The sequence below is a fragment of the Streptomyces axinellae genome, assembly GCF_039532135.1.
In the GTDB taxonomy this organism is placed as follows: Bacteria; Actinomycetota; Actinomycetes; order Streptomycetales; family Streptomycetaceae; genus Streptomyces; species Streptomyces axinellae.
Genome location: NZ_BAAARJ010000006.1, coordinates 151,667 through 176,188, shown reverse-complemented (window position 1 = coordinate 176,188; position 24,522 = coordinate 151,667). Strand labels below are relative to the sequence as shown.

The 24,522-nt window shown below is 72.8% G+C and carries 21 protein-coding genes; 7 read left to right on the top strand and 14 right to left on the bottom strand.

The window, feature by feature from the left end; all coding sequences use genetic code 11:
- Positions 1 to 494 precede the first annotated feature (494 nt).
- Positions 495 to 1,079, top strand: a complete 585-nt coding sequence (locus tag ABD339_RS10975; protein WP_344564720.1) for a hypothetical protein — start codon at positions 495 to 497, stop codon at positions 1,077 to 1,079.
- Between the two features lie 97 nt (positions 1,080 to 1,176).
- On the opposite strand, the gene ABD339_RS10970 is transcribed toward ABD339_RS10975, so the two are convergent.
- From ABD339_RS10970 to ABD339_RS10955, 4 genes are read right to left on the bottom strand one after another with little or no spacing between them, the layout of a single operon-like run.
- A complete protein-coding gene (locus tag ABD339_RS10970) occupies positions 1,177 to 3,396 on the bottom strand; it encodes an ArnT family glycosyltransferase (protein ID WP_344564718.1) in 2,220 nt (739 codons plus the stop codon).
- Positions 3,393 to 4,913, bottom strand: coding sequence for a bifunctional glycosyltransferase family 2/GtrA family protein (locus tag ABD339_RS10965; protein WP_344564716.1), 1,521 nt, complete (start codon positions 4,911 to 4,913; stop codon positions 3,393 to 3,395). The genes ABD339_RS10970 and ABD339_RS10965 overlap by 4 nt, the downstream gene beginning before the upstream one ends.
- A gap of 26 nt (positions 4,914 to 4,939) precedes the next feature.
- The gene (locus tag ABD339_RS10960; RefSeq protein ID WP_344564712.1) at positions 4,940 to 6,541 is read right to left on the bottom strand and encodes a HAMP domain-containing sensor histidine kinase; all 1,602 of its coding nucleotides are present in this window, start codon (positions 6,539 to 6,541) and stop codon (positions 4,940 to 4,942) included.
- Positions 6,542 to 6,550: 9 nt separating this feature from the next.
- The gene (locus ABD339_RS10955; RefSeq protein ID WP_344564710.1) at positions 6,551 to 7,396 is read right to left on the bottom strand and encodes a response regulator transcription factor; all 846 of its coding nucleotides are present in this window, start codon (positions 7,394 to 7,396) and stop codon (positions 6,551 to 6,553) included.
- Positions 7,397 to 7,785: 389 nt separating this feature from the next.
- On the opposite strand from ABD339_RS10955, the gene ABD339_RS10950 reads away from it, so the two are divergent.
- Positions 7,786 to 9,453 carry a GMC oxidoreductase gene (locus tag ABD339_RS10950; RefSeq protein ID WP_344564708.1) on the top strand — a complete coding sequence of 556 codons (1,668 nt, stop codon included), beginning with the start codon at positions 7,786 to 7,788 and terminating at the stop codon, positions 9,451 to 9,453.
- A 96-nt stretch (positions 9,454 to 9,549) separates the two neighbouring features.
- Here the strand turns inward: ABD339_RS10950 and ABD339_RS10945 are convergent, their stop codons facing one another.
- The 3 genes from ABD339_RS10945 to ABD339_RS10935 all read right to left on the bottom strand — a co-directional run bounded on the left by ABD339_RS10945 (position 9,550) and on the right by ABD339_RS10935 (position 11,574).
- Positions 9,550 to 10,029, bottom strand: a complete 480-nt coding sequence (locus ABD339_RS10945) for a carboxymuconolactone decarboxylase family protein (RefSeq protein ID WP_344564706.1) — start codon at positions 10,027 to 10,029, stop codon at positions 9,550 to 9,552.
- Complete coding sequence (locus tag ABD339_RS10940) at positions 10,026 to 11,132, bottom strand: NAD(P)H-dependent amine dehydrogenase family protein (RefSeq protein ID WP_344564704.1); 1,107 nt, start codon at positions 11,130 to 11,132, stop codon at positions 10,026 to 10,028. The genes ABD339_RS10945 and ABD339_RS10940 overlap by 4 nt, the downstream gene beginning before the upstream one ends.
- A gap of 79 nt (positions 11,133 to 11,211) precedes the next feature.
- Complete coding sequence (locus ABD339_RS10935; RefSeq protein WP_344564702.1) at positions 11,212 to 11,574, bottom strand: EthD domain-containing protein; 363 nt, start codon at positions 11,572 to 11,574, stop codon at positions 11,212 to 11,214.
- A 146-nt stretch (positions 11,575 to 11,720) separates the two neighbouring features.
- Between ABD339_RS10935 and ABD339_RS10930 the strand changes: the two genes are divergently transcribed.
- Complete coding sequence (locus ABD339_RS10930) at positions 11,721 to 12,842, top strand: NAD(P)/FAD-dependent oxidoreductase (RefSeq protein WP_344564700.1); 1,122 nt, start codon at positions 11,721 to 11,723, stop codon at positions 12,840 to 12,842.
- A gap of 80 nt (positions 12,843 to 12,922) precedes the next feature.
- Here the strand turns inward: ABD339_RS10930 and ABD339_RS10925 are convergent, their stop codons facing one another.
- From ABD339_RS10925 to ABD339_RS10915, 3 genes are all read right to left on the bottom strand, one after another.
- A complete protein-coding gene (locus tag ABD339_RS10925; protein ID WP_344564698.1) occupies positions 12,923 to 13,750 on the bottom strand; it encodes a SigB/SigF/SigG family RNA polymerase sigma factor in 828 nt (275 codons plus the stop codon).
- Positions 13,751 to 14,127: 377 nt separating this feature from the next.
- The gene (locus ABD339_RS10920) at positions 14,128 to 15,012 is read right to left on the bottom strand and encodes a SigB/SigF/SigG family RNA polymerase sigma factor (protein WP_425575964.1); all 885 of its coding nucleotides are present in this window, start codon (positions 15,010 to 15,012) and stop codon (positions 14,128 to 14,130) included.
- Positions 15,013 to 15,288: 276 nt separating this feature from the next.
- Entirely contained in the window at positions 15,289 to 15,711 is a 423-nt protein-coding gene (locus tag ABD339_RS10915; protein WP_344564696.1) for an ATP-binding protein, read from the bottom strand.
- 495 nt (positions 15,712 to 16,206) lie between these two features.
- Here ABD339_RS10915 and ABD339_RS10910 point away from each other — a divergent pair, with 495 nt between their 5' ends.
- Positions 16,207 to 18,279, top strand: coding sequence for a SpoIIE family protein phosphatase (locus tag ABD339_RS10910; protein WP_425575954.1), 2,073 nt, complete (start codon positions 16,207 to 16,209; stop codon positions 18,277 to 18,279).
- A gap of 58 nt (positions 18,280 to 18,337) precedes the next feature.
- On the opposite strand, the gene crcB (ABD339_RS10905) is transcribed toward ABD339_RS10910, so the two are convergent.
- Positions 18,338 to 18,712, bottom strand: a complete 375-nt coding sequence (crcB, locus tag ABD339_RS10905) for a fluoride efflux transporter CrcB (RefSeq protein WP_344565057.1) — start codon at positions 18,710 to 18,712, stop codon at positions 18,338 to 18,340.
- A gap of 14 nt (positions 18,713 to 18,726) precedes the next feature.
- The gene (gene crcB / locus ABD339_RS10900) at positions 18,727 to 19,224 is read right to left on the bottom strand and encodes a fluoride efflux transporter CrcB (RefSeq protein ID WP_344564694.1); all 498 of its coding nucleotides are present in this window, start codon (positions 19,222 to 19,224) and stop codon (positions 18,727 to 18,729) included.
- 367 nt (positions 19,225 to 19,591) lie between these two features.
- Here crcB (ABD339_RS10900) and ABD339_RS10895 point away from each other — a divergent pair, with 367 nt between their 5' ends.
- Positions 19,592 to 22,300, top strand: coding sequence for a polysaccharide lyase family 8 super-sandwich domain-containing protein (locus ABD339_RS10895; RefSeq protein ID WP_344564692.1), 2,709 nt, complete (start codon positions 19,592 to 19,594; stop codon positions 22,298 to 22,300).
- A gap of 92 nt (positions 22,301 to 22,392) precedes the next feature.
- Here the strand turns inward: ABD339_RS10895 and ABD339_RS10890 are convergent, their stop codons facing one another.
- A complete protein-coding gene (locus ABD339_RS10890; protein ID WP_344564690.1) occupies positions 22,393 to 22,764 on the bottom strand; it encodes a VOC family protein in 372 nt (123 codons plus the stop codon).
- A gap of 165 nt (positions 22,765 to 22,929) precedes the next feature.
- Here ABD339_RS10890 and ABD339_RS10885 point away from each other — a divergent pair, with 165 nt between their 5' ends.
- Positions 22,930 to 23,058, top strand: coding sequence for an LPFR motif small protein (locus ABD339_RS10885; RefSeq protein WP_344564688.1), 129 nt, complete (start codon positions 22,930 to 22,932; stop codon positions 23,056 to 23,058).
- A gap of 89 nt (positions 23,059 to 23,147) precedes the next feature.
- Complete coding sequence (locus tag ABD339_RS10880; protein ID WP_344564686.1) at positions 23,148 to 23,609, top strand: GNAT family N-acetyltransferase; 462 nt, start codon at positions 23,148 to 23,150, stop codon at positions 23,607 to 23,609.
- A 168-nt stretch (positions 23,610 to 23,777) separates the two neighbouring features.
- Here the strand turns inward: ABD339_RS10880 and ABD339_RS10875 are convergent, their stop codons facing one another.
- On the bottom strand, positions 23,778 to 24,347 hold the full coding sequence (locus tag ABD339_RS10875; RefSeq protein ID WP_344564684.1) for a hypothetical protein: 570 nt from the start codon (positions 24,345 to 24,347) through the stop codon (positions 23,778 to 23,780).
- Between the last annotated feature and the right edge of the window lie 175 nt (positions 24,348 to 24,522).

Below are 24,522 nucleotides of genomic sequence, written 5' to 3'. Positions count from 1 at the left end.
GGTGGCACCCCGGGCCGGCGGTCCGGAATTCTCCACCCGCCCGCCCGGCCCGCTCTATCCGCGTCACGAGAGGCGGCGAAACGGGAACGCGGGTCAAGTCCGCACAGCCCAGGAACACGAAGACGGCAGGAGTCGGGCGACGGCGGATACGGCCGAGGCGGAGCCATTCACCCTCTTCCCTTTCGCACATTGCGGGCCGGACATCCCGCTCCCGCATTGCGGGCCGGGCGCCGGAGGCACGCGGCGCTTCCCCGGTGCCGCCGTGTCGGCACACGGCGCAGACGGTGTCCGGCATGCGGTGCCAGCACCCCGGAGAGCACCGAATATCGAACCTCCGGTCACACTTCCGTGTGAGAATTCCCCCCGTACTCCACCGGGAGTTTTCCCCGCAGATAGGAACAGGACTGTCATCAGCCGAGAATGAGCGGTGCCGGGGCGAAACGCATTTCCCCGGCATTGGTCAGGTCTCGGAATCACTCACATCATGAGGTTCCATGCTGTGGCCCACGCTTTCCCTCCTGGCCGAGACAGATGTCGTCTTCCAGCGGTCCGGGGAGATCAGGCAGCCCGTTTCGCTGTTCGACTCCCCCGCGACCCGCATGCTGCTGAGCAGTGAAGGGCTCACCACTACGCTCCTGGGTGCCTGGGTGGGCAGCCGGCTGCGGGTACGGCGCGCGGAGTGCCGGCGGATACCAGGCGGCACGGCCCCGGCCGGGGCCGCCGCGCTGCTGGGCGTGGCCGAGGAGAGCGAACTGCTCGTACGCGCTTCGCTGCTGGGTGCGGGCGAGGACGGGCCCACCGTGTCGATGAACCTGGTGGTGGCCCGGCTGGACAAGTGCGCCGGACTTGAGAGATGTCTCACCGACGCCACGGTTCCGCTGGGCGAGGCGCTGCACGGCTTGGGCACCGGTCACCGGCGCACGGTCCTGGACGTGGGCTGCCGCCCGTGGCCCGGGGCCGTCGGCCGGCTGGCGGCCTTCAAGACGTACGTCCTGTGGCACCGCGACGACCCGGTGCTGGCCATCAACGAGTTGTTCAACCCGGACCTCGTCCCGGCGGCGGTGCTCGGCGGCACGTGAGCCTGGCCGCCACCCCTTTCCGCCCGGCGACGGGTGGACCGGACCGGCCCCGCGCGGGGCCGGTCCGGGGGTCGCATGCGAGCCGACCGGCCTGGCGTCAGGACGACTTTGGGCTGGTCAGGTCGTAGAAGACGGCGTCGCCGACGGCGACCTTCTTGTAGTGCTTCTGCACCCACGTACTGATCCCGGAGGCGGTACCCGAACTCCCGGGCCCGCCGCCGGGGCCGCCGCCCGGGCCGCCTGAACCGGCGATGAAGTAGTGGATCTTCCCTTCCTTCACATACTTCTTGAAGCCCGCGAGCGTGGGATACGGATCGCTTCCGTTGAAGCCGCCGATCGCCATCACCGGCTTTCCGGTGGCGAGTTGATAGCTGGCGGCGTTCTGGGACCCCACCGCGGCCCCGGCCCAAGGGTAGGAGCCCGCCTCCTTCTCCAGCAGTTTCCTGGCCTTCTCGCTGACCTGACTGCCGTTCAGGAGGCCGCCCATGCCGCCCCCACCCATGCGGCCCATGCCGCCACGGCCGGGGTGGGCGCTCCCGTGGGCGGACTTCCCCTGGGCCTGGCCCTGGGTGTTGCCCTGGGGAGGGCCGCCCTGACCGGGGGTGCCGCCGGGCACGCCACCCTGCCCCCGAGCCGGGAGCCCGCCCTGCTGCCGGTGCTTGCCCGTGTTCCCGTTGCCCTTACCGGTGTTGGCGTTGCCGGTGTTGGCGTTTCCGCCCTGGGCGCCTTGCGGGGGCTGCGGGCCGCCGCCACCCCCGCCCGGGCCGCCGCGCGCGACGGCGGGCCCCGCCGTGATGATGGAGCCGGTGTGCGGGGTGGCGACCGTGTTCAGGGTGTACGCCACCGGTCCCGCGGCCATCGCCGCGAGGCCCAGGCCCGCCGCCAGCCAGGACGCTCGCCGGGGCGAGGCCGTCCGAGGGGAGATCCGCGGCTCCGCGAGCAGCGCGACCGCCGCGATGACGCCGACCGCGAGCACCGTCCAGCGCAGCCATGACAGCCAGCCGTCGGCGCGGCCGAGCAGTACGCAGGACCAGACCGCCGTGCCGGTGGCCGTCACCGCCAGCGCCGCCGAGGCCGCCGGGTGCGCGCGGCGCCGCCACAGGGTGGTCCAGCCCATCGCGACGAGCGCGCAAATGTAGGGCGCCAGCGCGATGTTGTAGTACTCGTGAAAGATCCCGGACATGAAGCTGAAGGTGGCCGCCGTCATCAGCAGCGCACCGCCCCAGACCAGGAACGCCGCGCGCGCCGCGTCCGTACGCGCGGCGCGGCGCGTCACGACCAGCCCGGCCGCCAGCAGGACCAGCGCGGCGGGCAGCAGCCAGGAGATCTGGCCGCCCATGGAGTCGTTGAAGAGCCGTCCGATGCCCGTCTCGCCCCAGCCGCCGCCTCCCCCGCCGCCGGGGCCGCCACCGCCGGGACCACCGCCGTTGCCGCCACCGCCGACGCTGCCCGTCTCGTTGCCGGTGAGGCGGCCGAGGCCGTTGTAGCCGAGGGTCAGTTCCAGAAAGCTGTTGTGCTGCGAGCCGCCCATGTACGGGCGGGAGCCGGCGGGCCACAGTTCGGCCAGCGCGACGTACCAGCCGCAGCTGACCACCATCGCCAGCCCGCCGAGCAGGAGTTGGCCCACCCGGCGCAGCGGCCGGACCGGGGCGCACACCAGGTACACGAGGGCCGACGGCGGAAGGATCAGCCATGCCTGGAGGGTCTTGGTGAGGAAGGCGAGGCCGAAGCAGGCCCCCGCCAGCACCAGCCACTTGGTGCGGGCCCCTTCCAGCGCGCGCAGTACGCAGGCGATCGCCGAGACCATCAGCAGGCACAGCAGCGCGTCCGGGTTGTTGAAGCGGAACATCAGCGCCGCGACCGGTGTCAGGGCCAGCAGCGCCCCCGCCAGCAGGCCCGCGCCGTGCCCGAAGCGGCGGCGCACCGCCGCGTACAGCACGGCCACCGTGCCGACACCCATCAGGGCCTGCGGCACGAGGATCTGCCAGGAGCCGAGCCCGAAGAGGCGTACGGACAGCGCCATCGGCCACAGTGCCGCCGGGGGTTTGTCCACGGTGATGGCGTTGCCCGCGTCGAGCGAGCCGAAGAGCATCGCCTTCCAGCTGGCACCCCCTGCCTGGGCGGCTGCCGAGTAGAAGGAGTTGGCGTACCCGGAGGCGCCGAGGCCCCACAGGAACAGCACGGCGGTGGCCGCCAGCAGGGCCCAGTAGGCGCCGCGCTCCCGGCGCGAGAGCGGGCCGGGCGTCCGGGTCGGCGCGTCGTCGGGGGCGGCCCGGTCCGGGGAGTGCGGGTGCGCCGAGGCGGGGGCGGCGGTCATGCGCGGGTCCGTTCGTCGTGCCCGGTCGGGCGGGCGGCCGGGTCAGGGCTGGGGGCGGAAGCGGAAGCGGCCGTCGGAGCGGACGTGGCCGGGTGCGGGGGCGTACCGGTGGCCGGGTGCGGGCGCGGGCCCGTGGCCGGGGACGCGGACGCGGACGCGGACGACGACGGCTCGGACGGGGAGGCCGCCCGCGTCGCGCCGGGGTGGAAGACCCAGGTGCGGAAGAGGAGGAAGCGCACCACGGTCGCGGCGAGGTTGGCCACGACGAGCACGGCGAGTTCGCTGCCGTGCGAGGCGCCCGTATCGGCGGCGTCCAGCGCGGCCAGCGAGCCGCTGGTCAGCGCCAGTCCGACGGCGAACACCACGAGCCCCTGCGCCTGATGCCGCACCGCGCGCTCGCGGCCCCGTACGCCGAAGGTGAGCCGGCGGTTTGCCGCGGTGTTGGCGAGGGCCGACAAGAGCAGCGCCAGCACGTTCGCCAGCTGGGGCGCCGCGCTCGTGCGCAGCAGCGAATACAGCGCGAGGTAGAGCAGCGTGCTCACCACGCCGACGGCGCAGAAGCCCAGGAGCTGGCGGGCGAGTCCGCCGGGCACACCGGCCAGTTCGCGGTCCCGGGGGTCGTCGCCGAAGGGGCGGCGCAGCCGGGCCAGGGGCAGCGCCCCGGTGGCCAGCGCGCGCCCCACCCGCCAGACGCCCTTGAGGTCGGCGACGGCGGTGGAGACCAGGTGGACGCGGCTGTCGGGGTCGTCCACCCAGTCCACCGGGACCTCGTGGATACGCAGTCCGGCGCGCTGGGCGAGGACCAGCAGCTCGGTGTCGAAGAACCAGCCGGTGTCCTCCACCAGCGGCAGCAGCCGCGCGGCGACCTCGCCCCTGATGGCCTTGAAGCCGCACTGCGCGTCCGAGAAGCGGGCGGCCAGCGACCCGCGCAGGATCAGGTTGTAGGCCCGCGAGATGACCTCGCGCTTGGCGCCCCGCACGACCCGGGACCCCCCTGCCAGGCGGGTGCCGATGGCGAGGTCGGAGTGGCCGGAGATGAGGGGGGCCACCAGTGGCAGCAGCGCGTTGAGGTCGGTGGACAAGTCCACGTCCATATAGGCGCGCACGGGCGCGTCCGAGGCGCTCCACACGGTGCGCAGCGCCCGGCCCCGGCCCTTTTCCTCCAGCCGTACGGACCGCACTTCTCCGTAGGCGCCGTCGAGCGCCGCCGCCACCTCGGGGGTGCGGTCCACGCTGGCGTTGTCGGCGATGGTGATGCGGAAGCCGTAGGGGAAGTTTCCGGTGAGGAAGGTGTGCAGGCGCCGGACGCAGGCTTCGAGACCGGCCTCCTCGTTGTAGACGGGGATGACCACGTCGAGCACCGTGCGCGTGGGCGGGAGGGCGGGCAGGTGGCGGCGGGCGGGCAGGGCTTCGCCCTCGGGCAGCGCCCGCCCGGCGGACTCCGCCACCGCGCCGGCGGTGCCGCCCGCGCGAGTTGCGCCTGCGCGCCCCGTGGTGGGAGTGATGTCGGTTCGCATGACACCGACGCTCGCCAGTCGCGCTGTCAGCGCCTTGTGGTGAAGCTGTGCTCCGCCTGTGAGTTGCCTTCCGGCGCCGCCCCGGCCTCGTCGGCGGCGGGCGCCTTCCCCTCCGGAGCGGGCTTCTGCTCCGAGGTGGGCAGCGCGGGGCTGTCCGGGGCCGGGAGGTGGACGGTGAAGACGGTGCGGCCGGGCGCGCTGGTCACCGACACCTCTCCCCCGTGAGCCGTGACGACGGCCCGCACGATGGCCAGACCGAGGCCCGTGCTGCCGTGCGCGCGGGAGCGCGAGGGATCGCCGCGTGCGAAGCGTTCGAAGATGTGCGGCAGCGTCTCCGGCGGGATGCCGGGCCCGTCGTCCTCGATCCGTACCGTCACACCGCCGCCCCCCGCCGTCCGGCGCACCCGCGCCGTCACGACCGTGCCCTCGGGGGTGTGGGTGCGGGCGTTGGCCAGCAGGTTGACCAGTACCTGCTGGAGTTGGGGCGCGTCGCCGCGCACCAGTGCCGCCTCGTCGGGCAGGTCCAGCCGCCAGTGGTGCCCGGGGCCCGCCGCGCTGGCATCGCTGAGCGCGTCCACCACCAGCGGTGACAGGTCGAACGTACGGGTCTTCAGCGGCCGTCCGGTATCCAGCCGGGCGAGCAGCAGCAGGTCCTCGACCAGGCCCGTCATGCGGGTGGACTCCGACTCGATACGGGAGAGCGCGTGCCGGGTGTCGGGGCCGACGGGTTCGCCGCCCCGGTGGGTGAGTTCGGCGTAGCCGCGGATGGAGGCCAGCGGGGTGCGCAGCTCGTGGCTGGCGTCGGCGACGAAGCGGCGTACCCGCATCTCGCTCTCGTAGCGCGCGGCCAGTGCCGAACCGACGTGGCCCAGCATTCTGTTGAGGGCCGCGCCCACCTGGCCGACCTCGGTGCGCGGGTCGGTGTCCTGCTCCGGAACCCGTTCGCGCAGCACCACCTCCCCCTCGTGCAGCGGGAGTTGGGAGACTCGCTTGGCGGTCTGCGCCATGCGGCGCAGCGGGCGCAGGGCCATCCGTACGCTGGCGGCGCCCGCGATCCCCGCGGCGGCCAGCCCGGCAGCCGAGACGCAGATCTCGACCACCACCAGTGTGCTGAGGGTGTCCTCGACCTGGGCGGTCGGCAGTCCGACGAGCAGGGTGCCGCCGTCGAACGGGTGGGAGGTCACGCGGTAGCCGCCCGCGTGCGGGATGTCCACGCTGTGCGGGGACCCGTCGAGGGAGACCTGCTGGAGCGCGTCGGTCTGTTCGCGGGTGAGCTGCCGCGCATCGACGCGGGGCTCGCCCGCGGTGGTCTCGCTCTGCGCGCTGATGCCGCCGCGCTGGATGTCGTCGTCCCCGCCGTCGTCCGGTATGACGGCGCCGATCGTGCCGAGGGGCTGCCCTCCCATGGTGAGAAACCGCAAGTCGGCAGCGTGCGGCGGGTTCTTGACCCCCGGCGGGGCGGGGCCCGCGGCGCGCCGGGCGACATCGGAGAGCTGGGTGTCGAGCTGGCTGAAGAGGTACGAGTGCAGGGCGATCGTCGTCACCATGCTGATGACGGCGGCGACCACCGCGATCAGCGCGACGGAGGAGACGACCAGCCGGGTCCGCAGCGAGCGGGGCTTGCGCATGACAGGACGTCAGCTTTTCGGGGTCACAGGCGCGGCGGCCTTGATGACGTACCCGGCGCCGCGCCGGGTGTGGATCATCGGGGCCCGGCCGGCGTCGATCTTGCGGCGCAGGTAGGAGATGTACAGCTCGACGACATTGGCCTGCCCGCCGAAGTCGTAGTTCCATACCCGGTCGAGGATCTGGGCCTTGCTGAGCACCCTGCGCGGGTTGCGCATCAGATAGCGCAGAAGCTCGAACTCGGTGGCCGTCAGCCGGACGTCCTCGCCGCCGCGCGTGACCTCGTGGCTCTCCTCGTCCAGCACCAGGTCCCCGACGACGAGCAGCGAGGCGCTCCGCGCGGCGGCGGCGCCCGCCCGGCGCAGCAGCCCGCGCAGCCGGGCGACGACCTCCTCCAGGCTGAAGGGCTTGGTGACGTAGTCGTCGCCGCCCGCGGTCAGCCCGGCGATCCGGTCCTCGACCGCGTCCTTGGCGGTCAGGAAGAGCACCGGCACCTCCGGGGCCTCGCGGCGCAGCTTGCTGAGCACGGTGAGCCCGTCCATGTCGGGCAGCATCACATCCAGCACCACCGTGTCCGGCCCCCAGCCGCGGGCCGTGCGCAGCGCGGCGGCGCCGTCCCCTGCCGCCTTGACCTCCCAGCCCTCGTAGCGCAGCGCCATCGACAGCAGCTCGCTCAGCGCGGGCTCGTCGTCCACCACGAGCACCCGCACCGGCCCGCCGTCCTGCCGCCGAAGCCCCTCCCGCGCTGGGGCGGGCGCGAGCCCCGATCCGGGCGCGGGCGCGGGGGCGTGCGCAGGTACGGTCGTGTGCGGAGGTGCGGCGGGCGCGGACGGGGAGGCGGCGCGGGGATCGCTCATGGGGCCAGGCTGCCGTCCGCCGCTGAGAGCGGGCTGTGTGCTGCCTGTGAATCGGCTGAGAAGCGAACGCCGTGACGGCCGGACACTGCCCATGCGCGGGCCCGATGCGCCGGGCCACGGGCGTCCGATGCGCGGGCGTCCCGTGCGCCGGCCCCAGGGCCGGGCGCCGTACGCCGTCCGGACCGGGGCCCGGCGGCGGGGCGGCCGGGGGCGCCAGGACCTTTGCAGGAGAGAGGCGTGGTGCCCGGCTGCGAGACCGGGAGGCCCTTCGGCGGCGGGACCAGGAGGTCCCCTGTAAGGGCATACAGGTTACTTAAAGGTATGTCGTGACTTAAGAAGCGAGAAACAGTAGAACCCGTTCCCATTCCCCCCGAGAGTGAGGAACTGCCATGAACAACCCTGTCATGGAGCAGTCCACCCCCCGAAACGTCTCCCGCCGTGGCCTCATCACGGGAACGGGTTCTCTGCTGGGATCCGCGGCGCTCGGCGGGCGCGCGCTCGCCGCCACCCCCCGTCACGGCCGGGCCGCCGCCCCCGGCGCCGCGCCCCGGGACGCCTCGATCGCCGACGGCGCCCAGGTCCCGGCACTGGTGATCGGCAGCGGATACGGCGGCTGCGTCGCCGCGCTGCGGCTGGCGGAGGCGGGCGTCGATGTCCAGCTGGTGGAGATGGGGATGGCCTGGGACACCCCGGGCGCCGACGGCGAGATCTTCGCCAACACCACGGATCCGGACCAGCGCTCCTACTGGTTGCGCACCAGGACCAAGCAGCCCATCAGCAACTTCCTCGGATTCCCGATCGACCGTGACATCGCCCGCTACACCGGGATCCTGGACGCCGAGGACTTCAGCGGCATCACCGTCTACCAGGGGCGGGGCGTGGGCGGCGGCTCCCTCGTCAACGGGGGCATGGCCGTCACGCCCCGTCGGGAGAACTTCGGCGCCATCCTCCCGACGGTGAACAGCGCGGAGATGTACGGCACTTACTACCCGCGCGCCAACACGGCGCTCGGTGTCGCCGCCATCGACCCGGACTGGTTCGAGACCACCGAGTGCTACCAGTACGCGCGAGTCGGCCGCCGGCACGCGCAGCGCTCCGGCTTCCCCTTCGTCTTCGTCCCCGACGTCTACGACTGGGCGTACATGAAGCAGGAGGCGGCGGGGGCGGTGCCCAAGTCGGCGCTGGCCGGGGAGATCCTCTACGGCAACAACCACGGCAAGAAGTCGCTGCAGAAGACCTACCTGCCCCGGATCCGGGCCACCGGCAAGGTCACCGTCTCGCCCCTGCACAAGGTCACCACGGTCCGCCCGGCATCCGGCGGCGGCTACACGGTCACCCTCGAACAGCTCGACACCGGCGGCGCGACCACCGCCACCAAGGAGGTCACGGCGGACCGGGTGTTCTTCGCGGCGGGCAGCGTCGGCACCAGCAAGCTCCTGGTCGCCCTGCGGGCCTCGGGCGCGCTGCCGCGACTCAACGAGGAGATCGGCAAGGGCTGGGGCGACAACGGCAATGTGATGTGCGGCCGGGCGAACCACCTGTGGGACCCGACCGGGTCACTCCAGTCGAGCATCCCCACGGCGGGCATCGACAACTGGGCGGCGGGCGGCGCCTTCGCCGAGGTGGCGCCGCTGCCCACCGGCATCGAGACCTTCGCCTCCTTCTACCTGTCGATCACCAGGAACCCGCACCGCGCGGAGTTCTCCTGGAACTCCGGGGCGGGCCGGGTCGAGCTGAACTGGCAGACCGCCTGGAAGCGGGAGTCCATCGACATGGCTAAGTCGATCTTCGACAAGATCAACGCGAAGGAGGGGACGATCTACCGGACCGACTTGTTCGGTACGTACAAGATCTGGGGCGACCACCTGACCTACCACCCGCTCGGCGGCGCCGTCCTGGGCAAGGCGACGGACAACTACGGCCGCCTGCACGGGCATCCGGGCCTGTACGTCATCGACGGCGCGCTGATCCCGGGCAACACCAGCGTCAATCCGTTCGTCACCATCACCGCACTCGCCGAACGGAACATCGAGAAGATCATCGCCACCGATCTGTGACACGCGCTGTGCGGGCTGTGCGGCGGGGCCCGGCACCGGATCCGGGACCCGCCCGGTACGCGGGTCCCGCCCGGTACGCGGGTGCCCGGCGCCGTCTCAGTGGCCGGGCAGCACGCACGCCGTATCGAGGCCCAGCACGTGGTTGAGCCGTCCGAACGCGAGCCAGGAGCCGATGCTCATGGTCAGTTCGACGATCTCGGCCTGGCTGTAGTGGGCCGTCATCCGGGCCCAGAACGCGTCGTCCAGGCCGTGGTGGTCCAGGGCATACCGCTCGGCGTATTCGGCGGCCAGCCGGGTGCGGGTGTCGAACGCCTCGGTGGTACGCCACTGGGTCACCGCCTCGGCGAAGCCCTCCTCGACCTTGTGCCCGTCCCGTTCGGTGCGCCAGCCGAGGCAGAGGGCGCAGCCGTTGAGCTGGGCGGTCCGCAGCCGGGCCGCCTCGAATTCGCGCAGGCCGAGGGTGGTGTGGGCGTACACGGCAAGCGAGAGCCCGGCGGCTGCGGGGCCGATGCCGGGCACCATCTCGCCCCACACGTAGCCGATCGGGTCCTTGCCCTCGGGGATGTCGATGTTCATGACCGCGTCCTTCCTGGATCGTCGGGTCTGCCGAGTCCGCCGGGCGCCGGGCGCAGCGGCACATCCAGCGCGTCGTAGAGGCCGGGCCCCGCGTTCACGAGCCAGTCGATGGCGTTGACCAGGCGGGCGGCGGCGGTGGCGTTGCCTCCTGCGGAACGGTTGCCGGCCTCGTCCATGGCCTCGACGGTGACCTCGATACGGGGCACACCCTCGATGACCACCCGGTGCGCGCCCACGCCGTCGGGCGGCGTGGGCCAGTCGGGCGCGCAGGACGGGTGGATACGGGTGACGTGCTCGACCACCAGGCGGGGCGCACCGTCCACGATCCCGCGCACCTCGAACCGGACGGCCCCCTGGGTGCCGGCCGCGAACGCGCCCATCGTCGGCGTGCTGACGTCGGACAGGAGCGGGCGCCGCTCCAACGTCTCGCACACCTCCTCCAGTTGCAGGCCGAGCGCGCGGGCCATCAGCCGTATCTGCCCACCCCACACCATGGTCGGAACGGTGGAGGCGAGCATCGGCGGCTCGTAGTCCATCGGCCGGCCCATGCCGACCAGATCGCGGACCGCGTCGGGCTGGTCGTAGGTGGAATAGTCGAAGATCTCCTGGCAGCGGATCGCCTCCACGGTGGTGCCGAGCCCGCTGATCAGCAGCGGCAGCACGTCGTTGGCCCAGCCGGGGTCCACACCCGAGACGAACAGCGAGCCGCCGCCCGCCTCGATGGCCGCCAGCACCGGCTCGCGCAGCTCGGCCGGTGCGCTCCTGTGGTCGTAGAGCGCGTAGAGGGACGGGGTGACGACCACGGCCCCGGCGCGGAGCGCGCGCAGGATGTCGGCGAGAGCCTCCTCGGGGCGCAGATCCCCGGAGGCCGCGTAGACCACGGCGCGGGGCCCCTCGGCCAGCACCGCGTCGGCGTCGCTTCGCGCCGCCACCCCCAACTCACGGCAGGTTCCGCCGACTCCGCCGATCTCACCGGCATCCCGGCCGGTCTTGGCCGGGCTGTGGACGAGGACGGACACCAACTCCAGCGCCGGGTGGGCCACCACGGCACGAATGGCCGCGCGCCCGACATTGCCGGTACCCCAGACAACCGTGGAAATCATGCGCGGAGGGTAGCGAGAGGGCGTATGGGTTCATAGTGCCGTGCACCGGAAAACTCGCCGCCGGCCCCGGCCCGGCGGTTCACCTCGCGGCGCCGCCGTCCCCGAGGAAGACCCGCTCCGTGGTGAGGTAGAACTCGCTGCGGCTCATGTCGATGAAGCGCCGTTCGTCGGGCTGGATCGTCTCGCGGTACTCCGCCGACCTGACCAGCCCCTGGATGTCCTCCGTGCTGTCGAACCACTGCCGGACGACGGCGTCGAACCGCACCTCGGCAACACCCGGAAACCCCAGCGGCTGCGGATAGTCCGCGGTGTAGCGCCGCACATACCGCCGGGCGACGGCGGTCGAGGCGACCAACGGCGCGTGCCGCTCACGGTGATGGCTGAGGAACTCCTCTCCCGACAGCTCCGGTAGCCGGCACAGCAGGCTCACGAGGATGACCATGCGTCAAGGCTAGCCCCGCACGGCCGTGTTGAACTCCGGCGCGGGCTCCGGGGAATTGGCCCTGGGGCGCCCGGATCAAGAGGCGGGGAGGCGGGCAGGGACATCAGACAGCGCGGGAGTCTTCACAGCCGGCGGAAGGGGACAGCGTGCGGGTCATCGTCATCGGGGCCGGAGTCGTGGGCGCGGCAGCGGGGTATGAGCTGGCGCGTTCCGGCGTGGACACCGTCATGGTGGACGCGGCGCGGGAGGGCCGGGCCACCTCGGCGGGCGCCGGGATCATCTGCCCCTGGACGAGCCGGCTGACCGATCCCGACTGGTACCGGATGGCGGCTGCCGGAGCCGAGCACTACCCCGGGCTGCTGGCGGCCCTCGCGCAGGACGGCGAGAAGGAGGTCGGCTACCGCAGGGTCGGCGCACTGCGGCTGCTGGCGCCCGGCACGGAGGGGGCGGCGAAGGAGGCGGCGGAGAGCGTGCGTTCCTCGGTGGCCGCGCGGGCCGCCGCCTCCGCGGTGGCCGGGGAGGTCTCCCTGATCGACGGGGCCGAGGCCGCCGCGCTCTTCCCGCCGCTGCGCCACGAAGGACCGGCCGTCCATGTCGCCGGTGCCGCGCGCCTGGACGGGCGGCTGCTGTGCGCGGCGCTGCGGCGCGCCGCAGCGCGCCACGGGGCCCGCCTCATCGAGGCGGAGGCCCGCGTCGAAGCGGAGGGCGACCGGGTGGGCGCGGTCCACGCGGGCGGGGAGCGACTGACGGCGGACGCGGTGATCGACGCGGCGGGCGCGTGGTCGGCCGCGCTCCTGGCCCCTCTGGGCGTACGGCTTGCGGTGGTTCCGCAGCGCGGGCAGATCGTCCATCTGCGGCTGCCGGGGGCCGACACCGCGCAGTGGCCGGTGGTGCTGCCCCCGACCAGGCACTATCTGCTGGCCTTCGACGACTCGCGGATCGTAGTGGGCGCGACCCGCGAGGAGGGCAGCGGCTTCGACCACCGGGTGACGGCCGCCGGCCTCGCCGAAGTCCTCGACGAGGCCCTCGCGGTGGCCCCCGGACTGGCCGGGGCCACCCACCTGGAGACCCGCGTCGGCTTCCGCCCGACGGGCCCGGACCCGCTGCCGCTGCTCGGTCCGGTGCCGGGGCTGCGCGGCCTGATCGTCGCCAACGGACTGGGCGCCTCGGGGCTGACGATGGGACCTTACGCCGGATCGCTGGCCGCCCGGATCGCTCTGGGCACCGATCCCGGCACGGACCTGACGGCCTACGCCCCGCTGCGCTGAGCCCGGCCGGGTGAGGCCGGACGGCGAGCCCACCTCCGTGAGGTCAGGAGGCGGGCCCGCCCCGGCGACGTCAGGTCAGGTCAGGCGGCGGGACGGTGCCCCGCGCCCGTGGGGTGCTCGCGCTCGACCCGGCGCCGCACCTCCTGGCAGGTGCGGGAGAGGAGACGGGAGACGTGCATCTGGGAGATCCCCAGCTCGGCACCGATGCTGGATTGCGTCATATCCCGGAAGAACCGCAGGTACAGCACCTTGCGCTGGCGTTCGGGCAGTTCGCGCAGGCACGGTTTGACGGCCTCGCGGGCGACGACGGATTCGAAGCCGGGCTCGGTGCTGCCGAGGGCATCGACGAGCGAGAGGTCGTCGGACCCGTTGGGCGAGGCGTCCAGGGACAGCGAGCTGAAGCTCTCCAAGGCTTCCATGCCCGCCTTGACGTCCTCCTCGGACAGCCCGCTGTGCTCGGCGATCCGCTCGATGCCCGGGGTCCGCCCGTCGGCGCCGGTGTTCAGCTCCTTGACGGAGGCGCGGACCTTGTTGCGCAACTCCTGGGTGCGGCGCGGGACATGGACGTCCCAGGTGTGGTCGCGAAAGTGCCGCCGGATCTCGCCGACGATGGTGGGGACGGCGAACGGCACGAACGGGGTGCCGTGCGCGGGATCGTAGCGGTCCACGGCTTTGACCAGACCGAGCGCCGCGACCTGCTCCAGGTCCTCCAGCGTCTCGCCCCGGTTGCGGTATTTGGCGGCGAGCCGGTGTGCCATGGGCAGCCACGCCTCCACCAGGCGCTCGCTGTGGGCCTGCCGTTCGGGCCCCTCGGGGAGGGCGGCCAGCTTCTTGAAGCCCTCGCTGGTGTCAGGAGCGTCGTCGTGGCTGTGGCGTGCTCGCTGGGGACGGTACCGTACGGCGCACATCAGATCGTGCTCCTCCCGGTTTCGTTGCGGTGGGGACGGCGCGGGAGGGACGGGCGGCGCAGAACAACCACCCGTGACGACCGTGTGCGGCCGACTCCCGCGGTGTGCCTGCGCTCTCAAGCACTCGCCCCCCTTGTGTCCGCGCCCGCAAGGGCCAAACGGCCCCCACTTCATTTCTTTTTCGGAACTTTCCGAGGGGCGGAGCAGGGGTCGGGACGGGGCCGGGACGGGGCCGGAGCGCGCAGAAGGCCGGGGCGGATCCCGGCGGAAACACAAGAACCCACGGGCCCACAGGTCCGCTTACGCGCCTGTGCGCCCGTGGGTCCGTACCCGTGGGGCTGCGAGCCGGCGGCGGCACGCGGGGCGTGCCCGCCGTTTCAGTCCGTGGCCATGAGCCCCTGCCGCAGTCCGCCGATGATGCGGCGCAGCACGCGGGAGACCTGCATCTGGGAGACGCCGATCTCCTCGCCGATCTCTTCCTGGGTGCGCTCTTCCACGAACCGCAGGTGCAGCACCAGCCGGTCGCGCTCGTCGAGCTGGTCGATCAGCGGGGCGAGCGTCTGGAAGTCCTCGACCAGTTCCAGCGCGTAGTCGTCCTCGCCGAGCACCTCGTAGAGGCTGCCGTCCTCACCGGGCCCCGGCGCGTCGGCGGGGCTCAGGAGCGAGTCGAGGGAGGAGGAGTGGTATCCGTTGGCCGCCTTGCGCGCCTCGGTGACCTCCTCCTCGGTGAGGCACATCAGCTCCGCCAGTTCCGCGTCGGTGGGGCGGCGCCCGAGCCGTGAACTCAGCTCCTCGCCCGCGCGGGCGAGCTGGATCCGGGCTTCCTGGAGGCGCCGGGGCACGTGGACGGACCACTTGGTGTCACGGAAGAAGCGCTTGATCTCCCCCACGATGTAGGGCACGGCGAAGGAGGTGAACTCCACCTCCCTGTCCACATCGAACCTGTCGATCGCCTTGATCAGTCCGATCGTGCCGACCTGGACGACGTCCTCGCGCTCCTCGCCGCTGCCCCGGAACCGGGAGGCCGCGTAGCGCACGAGGGAGAGGTTCATCTCGATAAGGGTGTGCCGGACGTACTGGTACTCGCGCGTCCCCTCCTCCACCTCGGACAGGCGCGCGAGGAACTGCCGCGAAAGCTCCCTCGCGTCCATGGGTGCCACGGCGCTCGGCTCCTCGACGAACGGGAGCGAGGGGGCAACCCTGGAACTGCGTTCGCAGCTTTCGTCGGCGTCTGTCGCGGGCGTCACCGTCATGGATGCCATATCGCTCATCCCCACAAGTACAGATCGTTTCTCGGACGTGCTGCGGTCCCCCCGTCATAGCGCCCCTGCCCGCGCACACCTTCAGCATGCTTGCCGTGAGGCAATAATTTCCCGCCGCGCCTCCGGAAGGGAGGACGCGGGGCGGGGCGAAGGCCCGGGAAACTCCCGAACGCCGGGGCCGGGCCCGGGACTTCGGGCGAACGGTGCCGATGTGGCGAGCGATTCGGCCCGGGGTGTGTCGCCCGGGTCAGCCCGGGTAAGCCGGGGGCGCCCGGGTCAGCCCGGGGGCGGTGTCAGGGCGACGGTGACCGAGATGCGCTTGCCCCGCTCCCCCAGGTCCGTCACCGCGATGTCCCGTGCAAGCTTCGTGATCATGCGCCACCCGTGCCCGCCGACGTGGAGCCGCCCCGAGGGGGTGGTCGCCGGGAGTACTTCGGGCACCTCCCTGCTGCCGTCACTCATGTGCAGCGACACCGCACGGTCCGTCAGTTCGGCGGCGAAGACGGTGATGCCCCCGGCGTGCAGCATCGCGTTGGAGGCCAGCTCGGACGCCACCAGCAGCGCGTCGCCCACCACGTCCTCGTGGCCGGCCAGGGACCACTCGCGCAGCAGGTCCGCCACCTCCCGGCGCACCTCGGCCGGGCTGTCCACCTCCTTGGGCCCGATACTGCCGGCGGCACTTCCCCTCTCCTGTGCCATCTCTCGCCTCGCTGTCCCGCATCGCTGTTCGCGCCGCTGTCCCGCATCGCTCATCGCCCGCGCGGCCTCGCCCCGGCGCCCCTGGGAGTGGCAGGCGGCTGCGGACCTGTCCCGGGGCTGTCCTGCGGCGCGGCACCCGGCGCGCGGAGTGCGTATGGATTCACTGCCGTCCGCATGACCGGGAATGTTCGTTGTAAACAGCTTCCGCCACGCGATTACGGGCCGCGACCTGAGCCCGCCCCGGCCCGGGGCGCCGGGGCCGCGCGCCCGGCCCGAACGCTCCCGGTCGAGCGTTTCGGCTGATCTTCGGCGTCCCGCCGCATAAGCTCGCGAGATCCGCCCGCTGACCGGTACACATCAGCCGACCCGTACATCAGCGGCGTTCCAGCACAGGCAGGTTTGGCGCGGCGAGCAGGAAGGGCACTCGTGGGGCTACCGGAAGAGGACCGGAGGGGCGCAGGCGCAGGCGTCGGGGCCACGGAGGTGGCTGGCGGAGTGAGAATCGGCGAGGACTCGCCCGGGAACACCGCAGGCGAGACGGGCGTGCGGCCCTCACCGCCGGGCGGGCTGATGGATGTGCTCGCGGTCGGGGCCGTGGTGCTGGACGGCCGGGGCCGCATCGTGCTGTGGAGCCCCCAGGCTGAGCAATTGTTCGGTTACAGCCCGCAGGAGGCACTGGGCCAGTACGCCGTCCGCCTGCTGGTGCCCCAGGAGAACGTCGAGCTGGTGCTGCACCTGTTCGACAAGGTCATGCGCGAGGGCAAGGAGTGGGCCGGCGTCTTCCCCGTCCGCTGCAAGGACGGCAGCATCCGGGCGCTGGAGTTCCGGAACATGCGGCTGCGCGACGACCACGGTGGCGCCTACGCGCTCGCGCTGGCCACGGACCGGGCCACCTTGCGCGTGGTCGAGCGCAATCTGGCGCTGACGGCCCGCGTCGTGGAGCAGTCCCCGCTGGGGGTGGCCGTCCTGGACACCGAGCTGCGGTACGTCTCCGTCAACCCGACGATCGCCCGCCTCGACGGCGTCAGCCCCGAGGCGCACCTGGGCCGGACGGTCCACGACATCCTGCCCCCGCAGCACGCCGAGGACGCCGAGGCCGTGCTGCGCCATGTGCTGGAGACCGGCGAGTCGGTCATCGACCGCGAGGTGGTGGGCGAATCGACGCCGACGGGCAAGGGCCACGCCTGGTCCGTGTCCGTCTTCCGGCTGGAGGACACGGCGGGGCTGCCGCTGGGGCTGTCCGTCTCGGTCACCGACATCACCGCACGCCACCGGGCGGCCCAGCAGGTCGAACACGCGCGCAGCCGGCTCGCGCAGGTCGCGGAGGCGTCGGTGCGCATCGGCACGACGCTCGACCTGGAGCAGACGGCTCGCGAACTGGCCCAGGTCGCCGTGCCCGAGCTGGCCGACATCGCCGCCGTGGACGTACTGGACGCCGCGGTGCAGGACCAGCCGGTGCGGATACCGGCCGAGGAGACCGCGGTCTTCCGTGCCCTGGCCGTGGCCACTGCCTACCCGACGGTCGCCACGGACGCGGCGGACGCGCCGGGCGAGGTGGCCCACTACGGTTCCGAGCGGCTGGTCACCCGCTGTGTCGCCACGGCCGAGCCGGTGCGGGTGCCGGTCGTCAGCGAGGCGGATCTGCGCGAGATCGCCCGGGACGAGCGCGCCGCGGCGCTGCTGTCCGAGGCCGGGGTGCACTCCTATCTGGCGGTGCCGCTGATCGCCCGGGGCGAGGTACTGGGCGCGCTCGACCTCAAGCGGGCCCGCAACCCCCGGCCCTTCAGCACGGACGACACCGTGCTGGCCTGCGAACTGGCCGCCAGAGCCGCCGTGTGCATCGACAACGCCCGCCTCTACCGCCAGCAGCAGGACATCGCCCTGACCCTCCAGCGCAGCATGCTCCCCACCCTGCCCGGCGAGCCCAAAGGGCTGCGGGTGGCCTCCCGCTATCAGCCTGCCGGTGCGCTCAGCGAGGTCGGCGGCGACTGGTTCGACGTACTCGACCTGAGCGAGGAGCGCACCGCGCTGGTCGTCGGCGACGTCATGGGCAGCGGCATCAACGCCGCCGCCACCATGGGACGGCTGCGGACGGCCACCCAGACCCTCTCCCGGCTGGCGCTGCGCCCGGCCGAGGTGCTCGGACACCTGGACGAGATCACCACGGGGCTCGACCCCTACTTCGCGACCTGCCTGTACGCCGTGTACGACCCGCACCGCCGCCGCTGTCACCTGGCCACGGCCGGTCACCTGCCGCCCGTCCTGGTCCCCGCGCACGGCGAGCCCCGGCTGCTCGACCTGCGCACGGGCGCACCGCTGGGGACCGGCGAGGCGGAGTACCACACACTCACCGTGGACCTGATGGCCGGTGACCGGCTCGTGCTCTACACGGACGGACTGGTCGAGACCCGCAAGGACGACATCGACGACCGGCTGGCGGTGCTCGTGGACCTGCTGCGCGGCTCCGCCGGCTCGCTGGAGGAGACCTGCGACCATCTGCTGACCTCGCTGCGCCAGCCGGACAACCACGACGACGTCGCCCTGCTCATCACCAGCCCGCGCGACTGACCGCCCCTCCCCGTCGCCCCTCCCGCCGGCCCCCCGTCATCCCCCGCCTCCCCCGGCTTCAGCCCCAGAGCGCCCCGGCCAGGGCCGCACCGGCATACGCGGCACCCACGCCCGCCACCACCCCGGCCAGGACGTTGGCGGCGGCGTAGCGGCGCGCTCCGCTCTCCGCCAGGCGCAGGGTCTCGTAGGAGAAGGTCGAATACGTGGTGAAGGCCCCGCACAGCCCGGTGCCCAGCAGCAGCCCCGTCCGCGAGCCGAGGGCGCCCGCGAGGAGCGCGCCGGTCACGGTCCCGAGGATGAGCGAGCCGACGACGTTGACCAGGAAGGTTCCCCAGGGGAACGCGCTGTCGTGACGGCTTTGCACGATCCGGTCGAGCAGATAGCGCGCGGGGGCGCCCACCATGCCGCCCAGGACGACGAGCGCCCAGTTCACCGGGTTCACGGGGGTCACCTGTCTCCCCTGCGCCGGGCGGCGCGGTAGACGATCCGGCGGGTGGCGTTCGCCCCGGCCCACACCGCGGCCAGCGCGGCGGCCAGGGTGAGCGCCAGGTAGCCGAGCGCCGCCTTGACCTCGCCCTGGGCGGCCAGCCGCTGGATGTCCACGGCGTAGGTCGAGAAGGTGGTGAAGCCGCCGAGCACGCCGGTCCCGAAGAAGGGCCGCAGCAGCGGGTGGGCGCTCCACACATCCGTGATGACCACCATGAACACGCCGATGACCGCGCATCCGGTCGCGTTGACCAGCAGGGTCGTCCACGGGATGGCGCCCTGCGCGGTGGGCAGGGCCAGTCCGGCACCGTAGCGGGCCGCCGCGCCCAGACCCCCGCCCGCCGCGACGGCCGCGACGACCGGCAGCTGCCCGCGCCACAGCGGTGTCCGCTGGGCGGGAACGTGGAGGTCAACATCGGGGTCTACGGGCTCTTCGGGCCTCAACGGGGCCTTCGTCACGGCTCTGTCTCCTACTCGCCTGCCTTGGGCGCGCACGCGCACAGCGCGCCGTCCACGAGTAGGGACCGTTGGCGGCTGCCGCGCCGCGGTCGGGTACGGCGGGCCCCACCGCCGCGCGGGCCCGAGCGGGCCCGCACCGGACAGCCTACGTGCCCCCGTCCCACGACGCCCAGCGGGCAGCGGGTCCGGCAGGGCAGTGGGTCCAGCAGGGCAGTGGCGTCCAGCGCGGTGAGGGGGCAGCGGGGCGAGGGGGCAGCGGGGCCGATGGCGCGGTGTCACGGGCCGTGCGCCCCCGCTTGTCGGCCGCTGCCGCACCTGTTTGACTGCGCACCGTCGGTCTCGCCTCGCTCTCGGCAGGGAGGGCCCCGTGGAGTTCACACGAAGACGCGTCCTGTCCCTCCTGTCGGCCACCGGACTGGCGGCGGTGCTTCCCGCCCACGCGGCGAGCGCGCGGGCGGCCTCGCCGGAGGCCGCTCCGGCAGCCGCCACCCCGCCCGAGGCCGCCTCGCGGGCCGACGGGCGGGCCACCGGGGCCGAGCGGCTGCTGGCCAACGCCGTGGCCGTCGCCGCCGGTACGTCCGTGTCCAACGCCCGCCCGGAGACGGCCGCCAAGCTCGCCGCCGCCGCCGAAGCAGCCGCCTCCCATCTGGCCGCCATGGACGCGGCGGGCGAGGACGAGGTGTTCGCCGGGCTGCCGCTGGGCAGCGACGACGCGCCTCTCAACACCACCTTCCGGCAGCTCTACGAGATCGCGCTCGCCGCCCGCGCCCCCGGGCTCGGGCCGCTGCCCGGCCACCCGGACCCGGACGCCGTGCGGCGCCGCGTCATCGACGCGCTCGCGCTGCTCCACGAGCGCTACTACGGGGACCAGGACAAGGGCTACTACGGCAACTGGTTCACCTGGGAGATCGGCATCTCCACCAGCGTCACCGCCACCCTCGTCCTCCTCGCCGACGAAGTCGCCGCCCAGCGGCCCGCGTTGAGCGGCGCCTACCTGGCCGCCATGGACGCCTACCTGCGCAACGGCAAGGACGGCGATGTCGATCTCGACTCCCGCTTCCACACGGGAGCCAACCTCGCCGACATCACGACCAACCGGCTCCTCCAAGGCGCGCTGAGCGGCGGGCCCGACGGCGAGGCGCGGATCCGCAAGGCGCTGGAGGACCAGCTCACCGTCTACGCCACCATCGACCCCTACGCCCTCGAGCACGGGGTCACCGACGGCCATTACGCGGACGGCTCCTTCATCCAGCACCACTCGGTCGCCTACACCGGTTCCTACGGCAAGGGCCTGCTGACCCGGGTCACCCAGACCCTGAAGCTCCTCGACGGCACGGGCTACGCGGACACCTCCGTCCTCGTCCCCGTCATCCACCGCTGGGTGGCCGACGGTTTCGCGCCCGTGATCTTCGAGGGCTGGATGATGGAGATCGTCAAGGGCCGCGCGGTCTCGCGTACCGGCACCGGGTACGCGGATACGGCGGCGGTGGCCGAGGCCGTCACGGATCTGTCCGGGTACGCGGCGGGCGCGCGCGCCGCCGCGCTCAAGAGCTACGTCAAGCATCTGCACGCCCTCGCCCGACCGTCGCCCGACCCGGCACGCTTCGCCTCCCCGCTCACCGTCGTGCACTACGCCGACCTGCTGGCGGACGAGAGCGTTCCGGCTGCCGACCTCAACCCGGCAGAGCGTCATACGGCGTTCAACGCCATGGACAAGACGGTGCACCGCCGCCCGGGCTACGCCTTCGCGCTCTCCCGCAGTTCGGCCCGGATCAGCAAGTACGAGTACATGAGCGGCGAGAACCTGATGCCCTGGTTCCAGGGCGAGGGCGCCCATTACCTGTATCTCGCGGGCCAGGACCAGTCCCAGGCGTTCGGCGTGGACCACTTCACCACCGTCTCGCCGTACGGGCTCGCCGGGGTGACCGCGCCCGTGGAACGGCGCCGCACGGTGCCCGAGCTGTACGGCAAGCCGTACTACGACAACCCGGACCACCCGCTCCACTTCACCGCGTCCTCGGAGTCGCAGAACACCTATGTCTACTTTCCGTGCGGCACCGGCTCCCACTCGGGCGGTGCGGTGCTCGGCGCGTACGGCGTGGCCGCGATGGTGCAGTCCGACGATGTCGCCTACGCGCACCGGGCGCGGCTCCCCGACGACTTCGCCGTCTACCGCAACGCGACGGCGACCAAGTCGTGGTTCCTGCTGGACGAGGAGATCGTCGTCCTCGCGGCGTGCGTCGGCGACCCCGCGGGCCGGGCGGTCACCACGACGATCGACGCGCGCGTCGCGGCACCGGAGGACCGCGTCACCCTCACCGGGGCCCGCCTGGACGGCACCAACTGGTCCCCCGGCGCCCGTCACGGCGGCGGCACCGGGCCCCAGCCCGGCACCAGCACCAGCAGCGCCCCGGAAACCGGGCGGCTGCGCTGGCTGCGGTACGCGAACCAGACGCGGGGCACCTCCGTCGGCTATCTCTTCCTCGACGCCGGGCACTCGGTCACCGTCGCGCTGGAGCCCGTGACCCGCAGCCGCCGCGTCGTCCGCACGGCCAACCCCGACACCGCCGTGACCCGCCAGGTCTTCGGCGCCTCCTTCCGGCAGGCCCCGCGCACCGGCCGGATCGCCCTGGCCTACGCGCTGCTCCCGAACGCCACGGAATCCGCGCTGCGGTCATACGGCGAAGAGAGCACGCACAGCGGCGGTCCGCTCGCGGTGCTCGCCAACACCCCGCGCCTCCAGGCGATCCGCCACCGGGGCCTGGGGCTGGTGGCCGCCAACTCCTTCGCCGCCGGCCACCACACCGTCGCGGGCCTGCGCCTCGACGGGCCCGCCTCCGTCCTCGTCCGCGAGGAGGGGGCCAACGGCCGGGGCGGGGGCCGGATCACTGTTGCCGCATCCGACCCGACGACGCGCCGCCCGCGCCTGAGTGTCCTGCTGCGGGGCCGACGCCTCGCCGCGGTCGCCGCCGACCCCGGTGTGACGGCACGCGCGGCGCCGGGCGGCACCCTCCTGCGCTTCCCCACCCACCACGCCTACGGCCGCACCTTCGCGGTCACCCTGCGGGAACGCTGAGCACCCCGGCCCGCCTCATCCACCCGGCATGTCCGGCACTCCTGCCGCTCCTGCCACATCCAGCACGCCCGGCGCTCCCGGCCGACGGAGGTTCAGGAACGGATGAAGCAGAAGGGGTGTCCCTCCGGGTCCGCGTAGACGCGGAAGTCGCGCTTGCCGCCGTCGTCGTCCAGGTCGAGGGCGCGGGCACCGAGCGCGAGCACGTCCTTCTCCCGGGCCTCCATGTCGTCCACATCCAGATCGAGATGGAGCTGCTGGGAGTGCTCGGCGCTCGGCCACCGAGGCGGCACGAAGCCCGGGGCCCGCTGGAAGGAGAGCCGCCGTCCGCCGGGGACATAGAGGTCGATCCACCTCGCCTCCGCGTCGCCCTTGATCTCCCCGCCCAGGAGCTGGGCGTAGAACTCCGCGAGGGCGTAGGGCTCTTGGCAGTCCAGAACGAGGGTGCGGATCTTCGCGAGCGGCATGAATTCTCCTGTGTCCGACTGGATGTGTGTTCGACCGGCTACCCGTGGTCGGCCGGGGTATCCCCGTCAGCGGGTAAGGCGCGGCAGGATCTCCGAGCGGTAGAAGTCGAAGAAGCCCAGCTGGTCGGGGCCGATCTGGTACAGGCACGACGACAAGGAGGCACCGTGTTCAAGGCCATCGCAGACGTGCTCCGCTCCATCGGTGGCGCAGTGGCCACCGTCGTCACGCTCCCGTTCCGCGCGGTCGCCCGGCTCTTCGGCGGCGTCTCGGACAGCGCCCACGGCCACCACTGATCCGGACCGCCCCCGGGGCCGTCGCCCCTGGCCTCCGCGAGGCCGGGGGACCCCGTGGCCGCTCCGGAAGCCGCGCGGTACCCTCGCGCATGGCCAAGATCATTTTGCGTCCGGCGGAGCCCGCTGAGGCGGACATACTCACCGCGCTGACCCAGCGCTCGAAGAGCCACTGGGGCTACACGGCGGAAGAACTGGAGCGCAACCGCGACATGCTCACCGTCAGTCCGCGGGAGATCCGGGACGGCCGGGTCGTGGTCGCGGAGCGGAACGGCGACCTGGCCGGCTACTACCAGCTCGGCGGGGAACCCCCGGACGGCGAGCTGAGCGACATGTTCCTCGACCCGGAGGTGATCGGCACCGGCCTGGGCCGCATCCTGTGGCAGCACGCCACGGAGTCGGCCCGCGCTGCCGGCTTCCGCACCCTCACCTGGGACTCCGACCCCCACGCCGAGCCCTTCTACCTGCACATGGGCGCCGAGCGCATCGGCAGCCGCGAAGTCGCCCCGGGCCGCGTACTCGTCGTCATGAAAGCGACCCTCCCCCCGGCGTGACCGCCCCGCACATGGCCGTACACCACACGGCGGTGACAGGGGCCGGGGCGTGTGGCCCCGGCCCCGCGTCCGGATTCCGCCGCGTGACGCGTCCCGCGTGGTTCACGGCGCGCGTGCGCAACCAGAAGGCGTATGCACTGCCGTCCCGCACCGGTCAGCTGAAGAACCTCAGCGCACGAACACGTGGAAGGGCCTGGAGGGGACGCCGCCCGCGATGGTCCGCAGTTCGTTGTTGCCCTTGAGCGCGAGCCGCACGCGCATGGTGTAGGTGCCGTTGCGGTGCACGGGGACCCGGATCGGCAACGTGGCCCACCGGCCGCGCTGCTTCTGCTGGAGAACGGCGACGCTGTGCCGCGAAATCCCGGTCGCCTTGCCGAAGACGCGGAATTCCTCCCACTTGCGGACGACCTTCTTGTCGGCGTGCGCCTCGTTGCTCTTGCGGGGCACCTCGCCCCACGAGGGCGGGCCCTCGCCCCGAGGAACGGCGGGGGCGGCCTGGTGCTGGGCCGGCCGGGTCAGCTGCTGGTCGCGTTCGAGAGCCGACGCCACGTCGTACTCGCCGGCGGGCTCGGTGCCGTACTCCCCGGCCGCGGGGTCCTGCTGGGCGGGCGCGCCCTGGGACTGGCCCTGCGCCGGCACCGGCGGGTGGTCGGCGGCCACGCCGGAGGAGGCCCCCGCGCCGAGCACGCTCAGCGCGAGAATTCCGGTGGCCACCGGCCGCAGAAGGCTACGTCTCATGTGTTTTCCTCATTCCGTCGAAGTGCGAGTACCGCGCGGTGCGGATACGCAGGACTACGAATAGCAAATCCGGCAATCAGGAGAGGCCGACGACGCACGCGGGCGGCCCGATTCGTGTGCGGCGGGCGGAGATTCCCTCCACTGACCGATCGCGCCCCACACCGAAACCCTCGTT

What these genes read in the sequence shown, in the direction of transcription:
- ABD339_RS10975 (WP_344564720.1), top strand. Translation starts at nt 495, where the DNA reads ATGCTGTGGCCCACGCTTTCCCTCCTGGCCGAGACAGATGTCGTCTTC.
- ABD339_RS10925 (WP_344564698.1), bottom strand. Translation starts at nt 13,750, where the DNA reads ATGTGCGCCGTACGGTACCGTCCCCAGCGAGCACGCCACAGCCACGAC.
- ABD339_RS10955 (WP_344564710.1), bottom strand. Translation starts at nt 7,396, where the DNA reads ATGAGCGATCCCCGCGCCGCCTCCCCGTCCGCGCCCGCCGCACCTCCG.
- ABD339_RS10970 (WP_344564718.1), bottom strand. Translation starts at nt 3,396, where the DNA reads ATGACCGCCGCCCCCGCCTCGGCGCACCCGCACTCCCCGGACCGGGCC.
- ABD339_RS10935 (WP_344564702.1), bottom strand. Translation starts at nt 11,574, where the DNA reads ATGGTCATCCTCGTGAGCCTGCTGTGCCGGCTACCGGAGCTGTCGGGA.
- ABD339_RS10965 (WP_344564716.1), bottom strand. Translation starts at nt 4,913, where the DNA reads ATGCGAACCGACATCACTCCCACCACGGGGCGCGCAGGCGCAACTCGC.
- ABD339_RS10875 (WP_344564684.1), bottom strand. Translation starts at nt 24,347, where the DNA reads ATGAGACGTAGCCTTCTGCGGCCGGTGGCCACCGGAATTCTCGCGCTG.
- ABD339_RS10880 (WP_344564686.1), top strand. Translation starts at nt 23,148, where the DNA reads ATGGCCAAGATCATTTTGCGTCCGGCGGAGCCCGCTGAGGCGGACATA.
- ABD339_RS10960 (WP_344564712.1), bottom strand. Translation starts at nt 6,541, where the DNA reads ATGCGCAAGCCCCGCTCGCTGCGGACCCGGCTGGTCGTCTCCTCCGTC.
- ABD339_RS10915 (WP_344564696.1), bottom strand. Translation starts at nt 15,711, where the DNA reads ATGGCACAGGAGAGGGGAAGTGCCGCCGGCAGTATCGGGCCCAAGGAG.
- ABD339_RS10940 (WP_344564704.1), bottom strand. Translation starts at nt 11,132, where the DNA reads ATGATTTCCACGGTTGTCTGGGGTACCGGCAATGTCGGGCGCGCGGCC.
- ABD339_RS10950 (WP_344564708.1), top strand. Translation starts at nt 7,786, where the DNA reads ATGAACAACCCTGTCATGGAGCAGTCCACCCCCCGAAACGTCTCCCGC.
- ABD339_RS10890 (WP_344564690.1), bottom strand. Translation starts at nt 22,764, where the DNA reads ATGCCGCTCGCGAAGATCCGCACCCTCGTTCTGGACTGCCAAGAGCCC.
- ABD339_RS10920 (WP_425575964.1), bottom strand. Translation starts at nt 15,012, where the DNA reads ATGGCATCCATGACGGTGACGCCCGCGACAGACGCCGACGAAAGCTGC.
- ABD339_RS10945 (WP_344564706.1), bottom strand. Translation starts at nt 10,029, where the DNA reads ATGAACATCGACATCCCCGAGGGCAAGGACCCGATCGGCTACGTGTGG.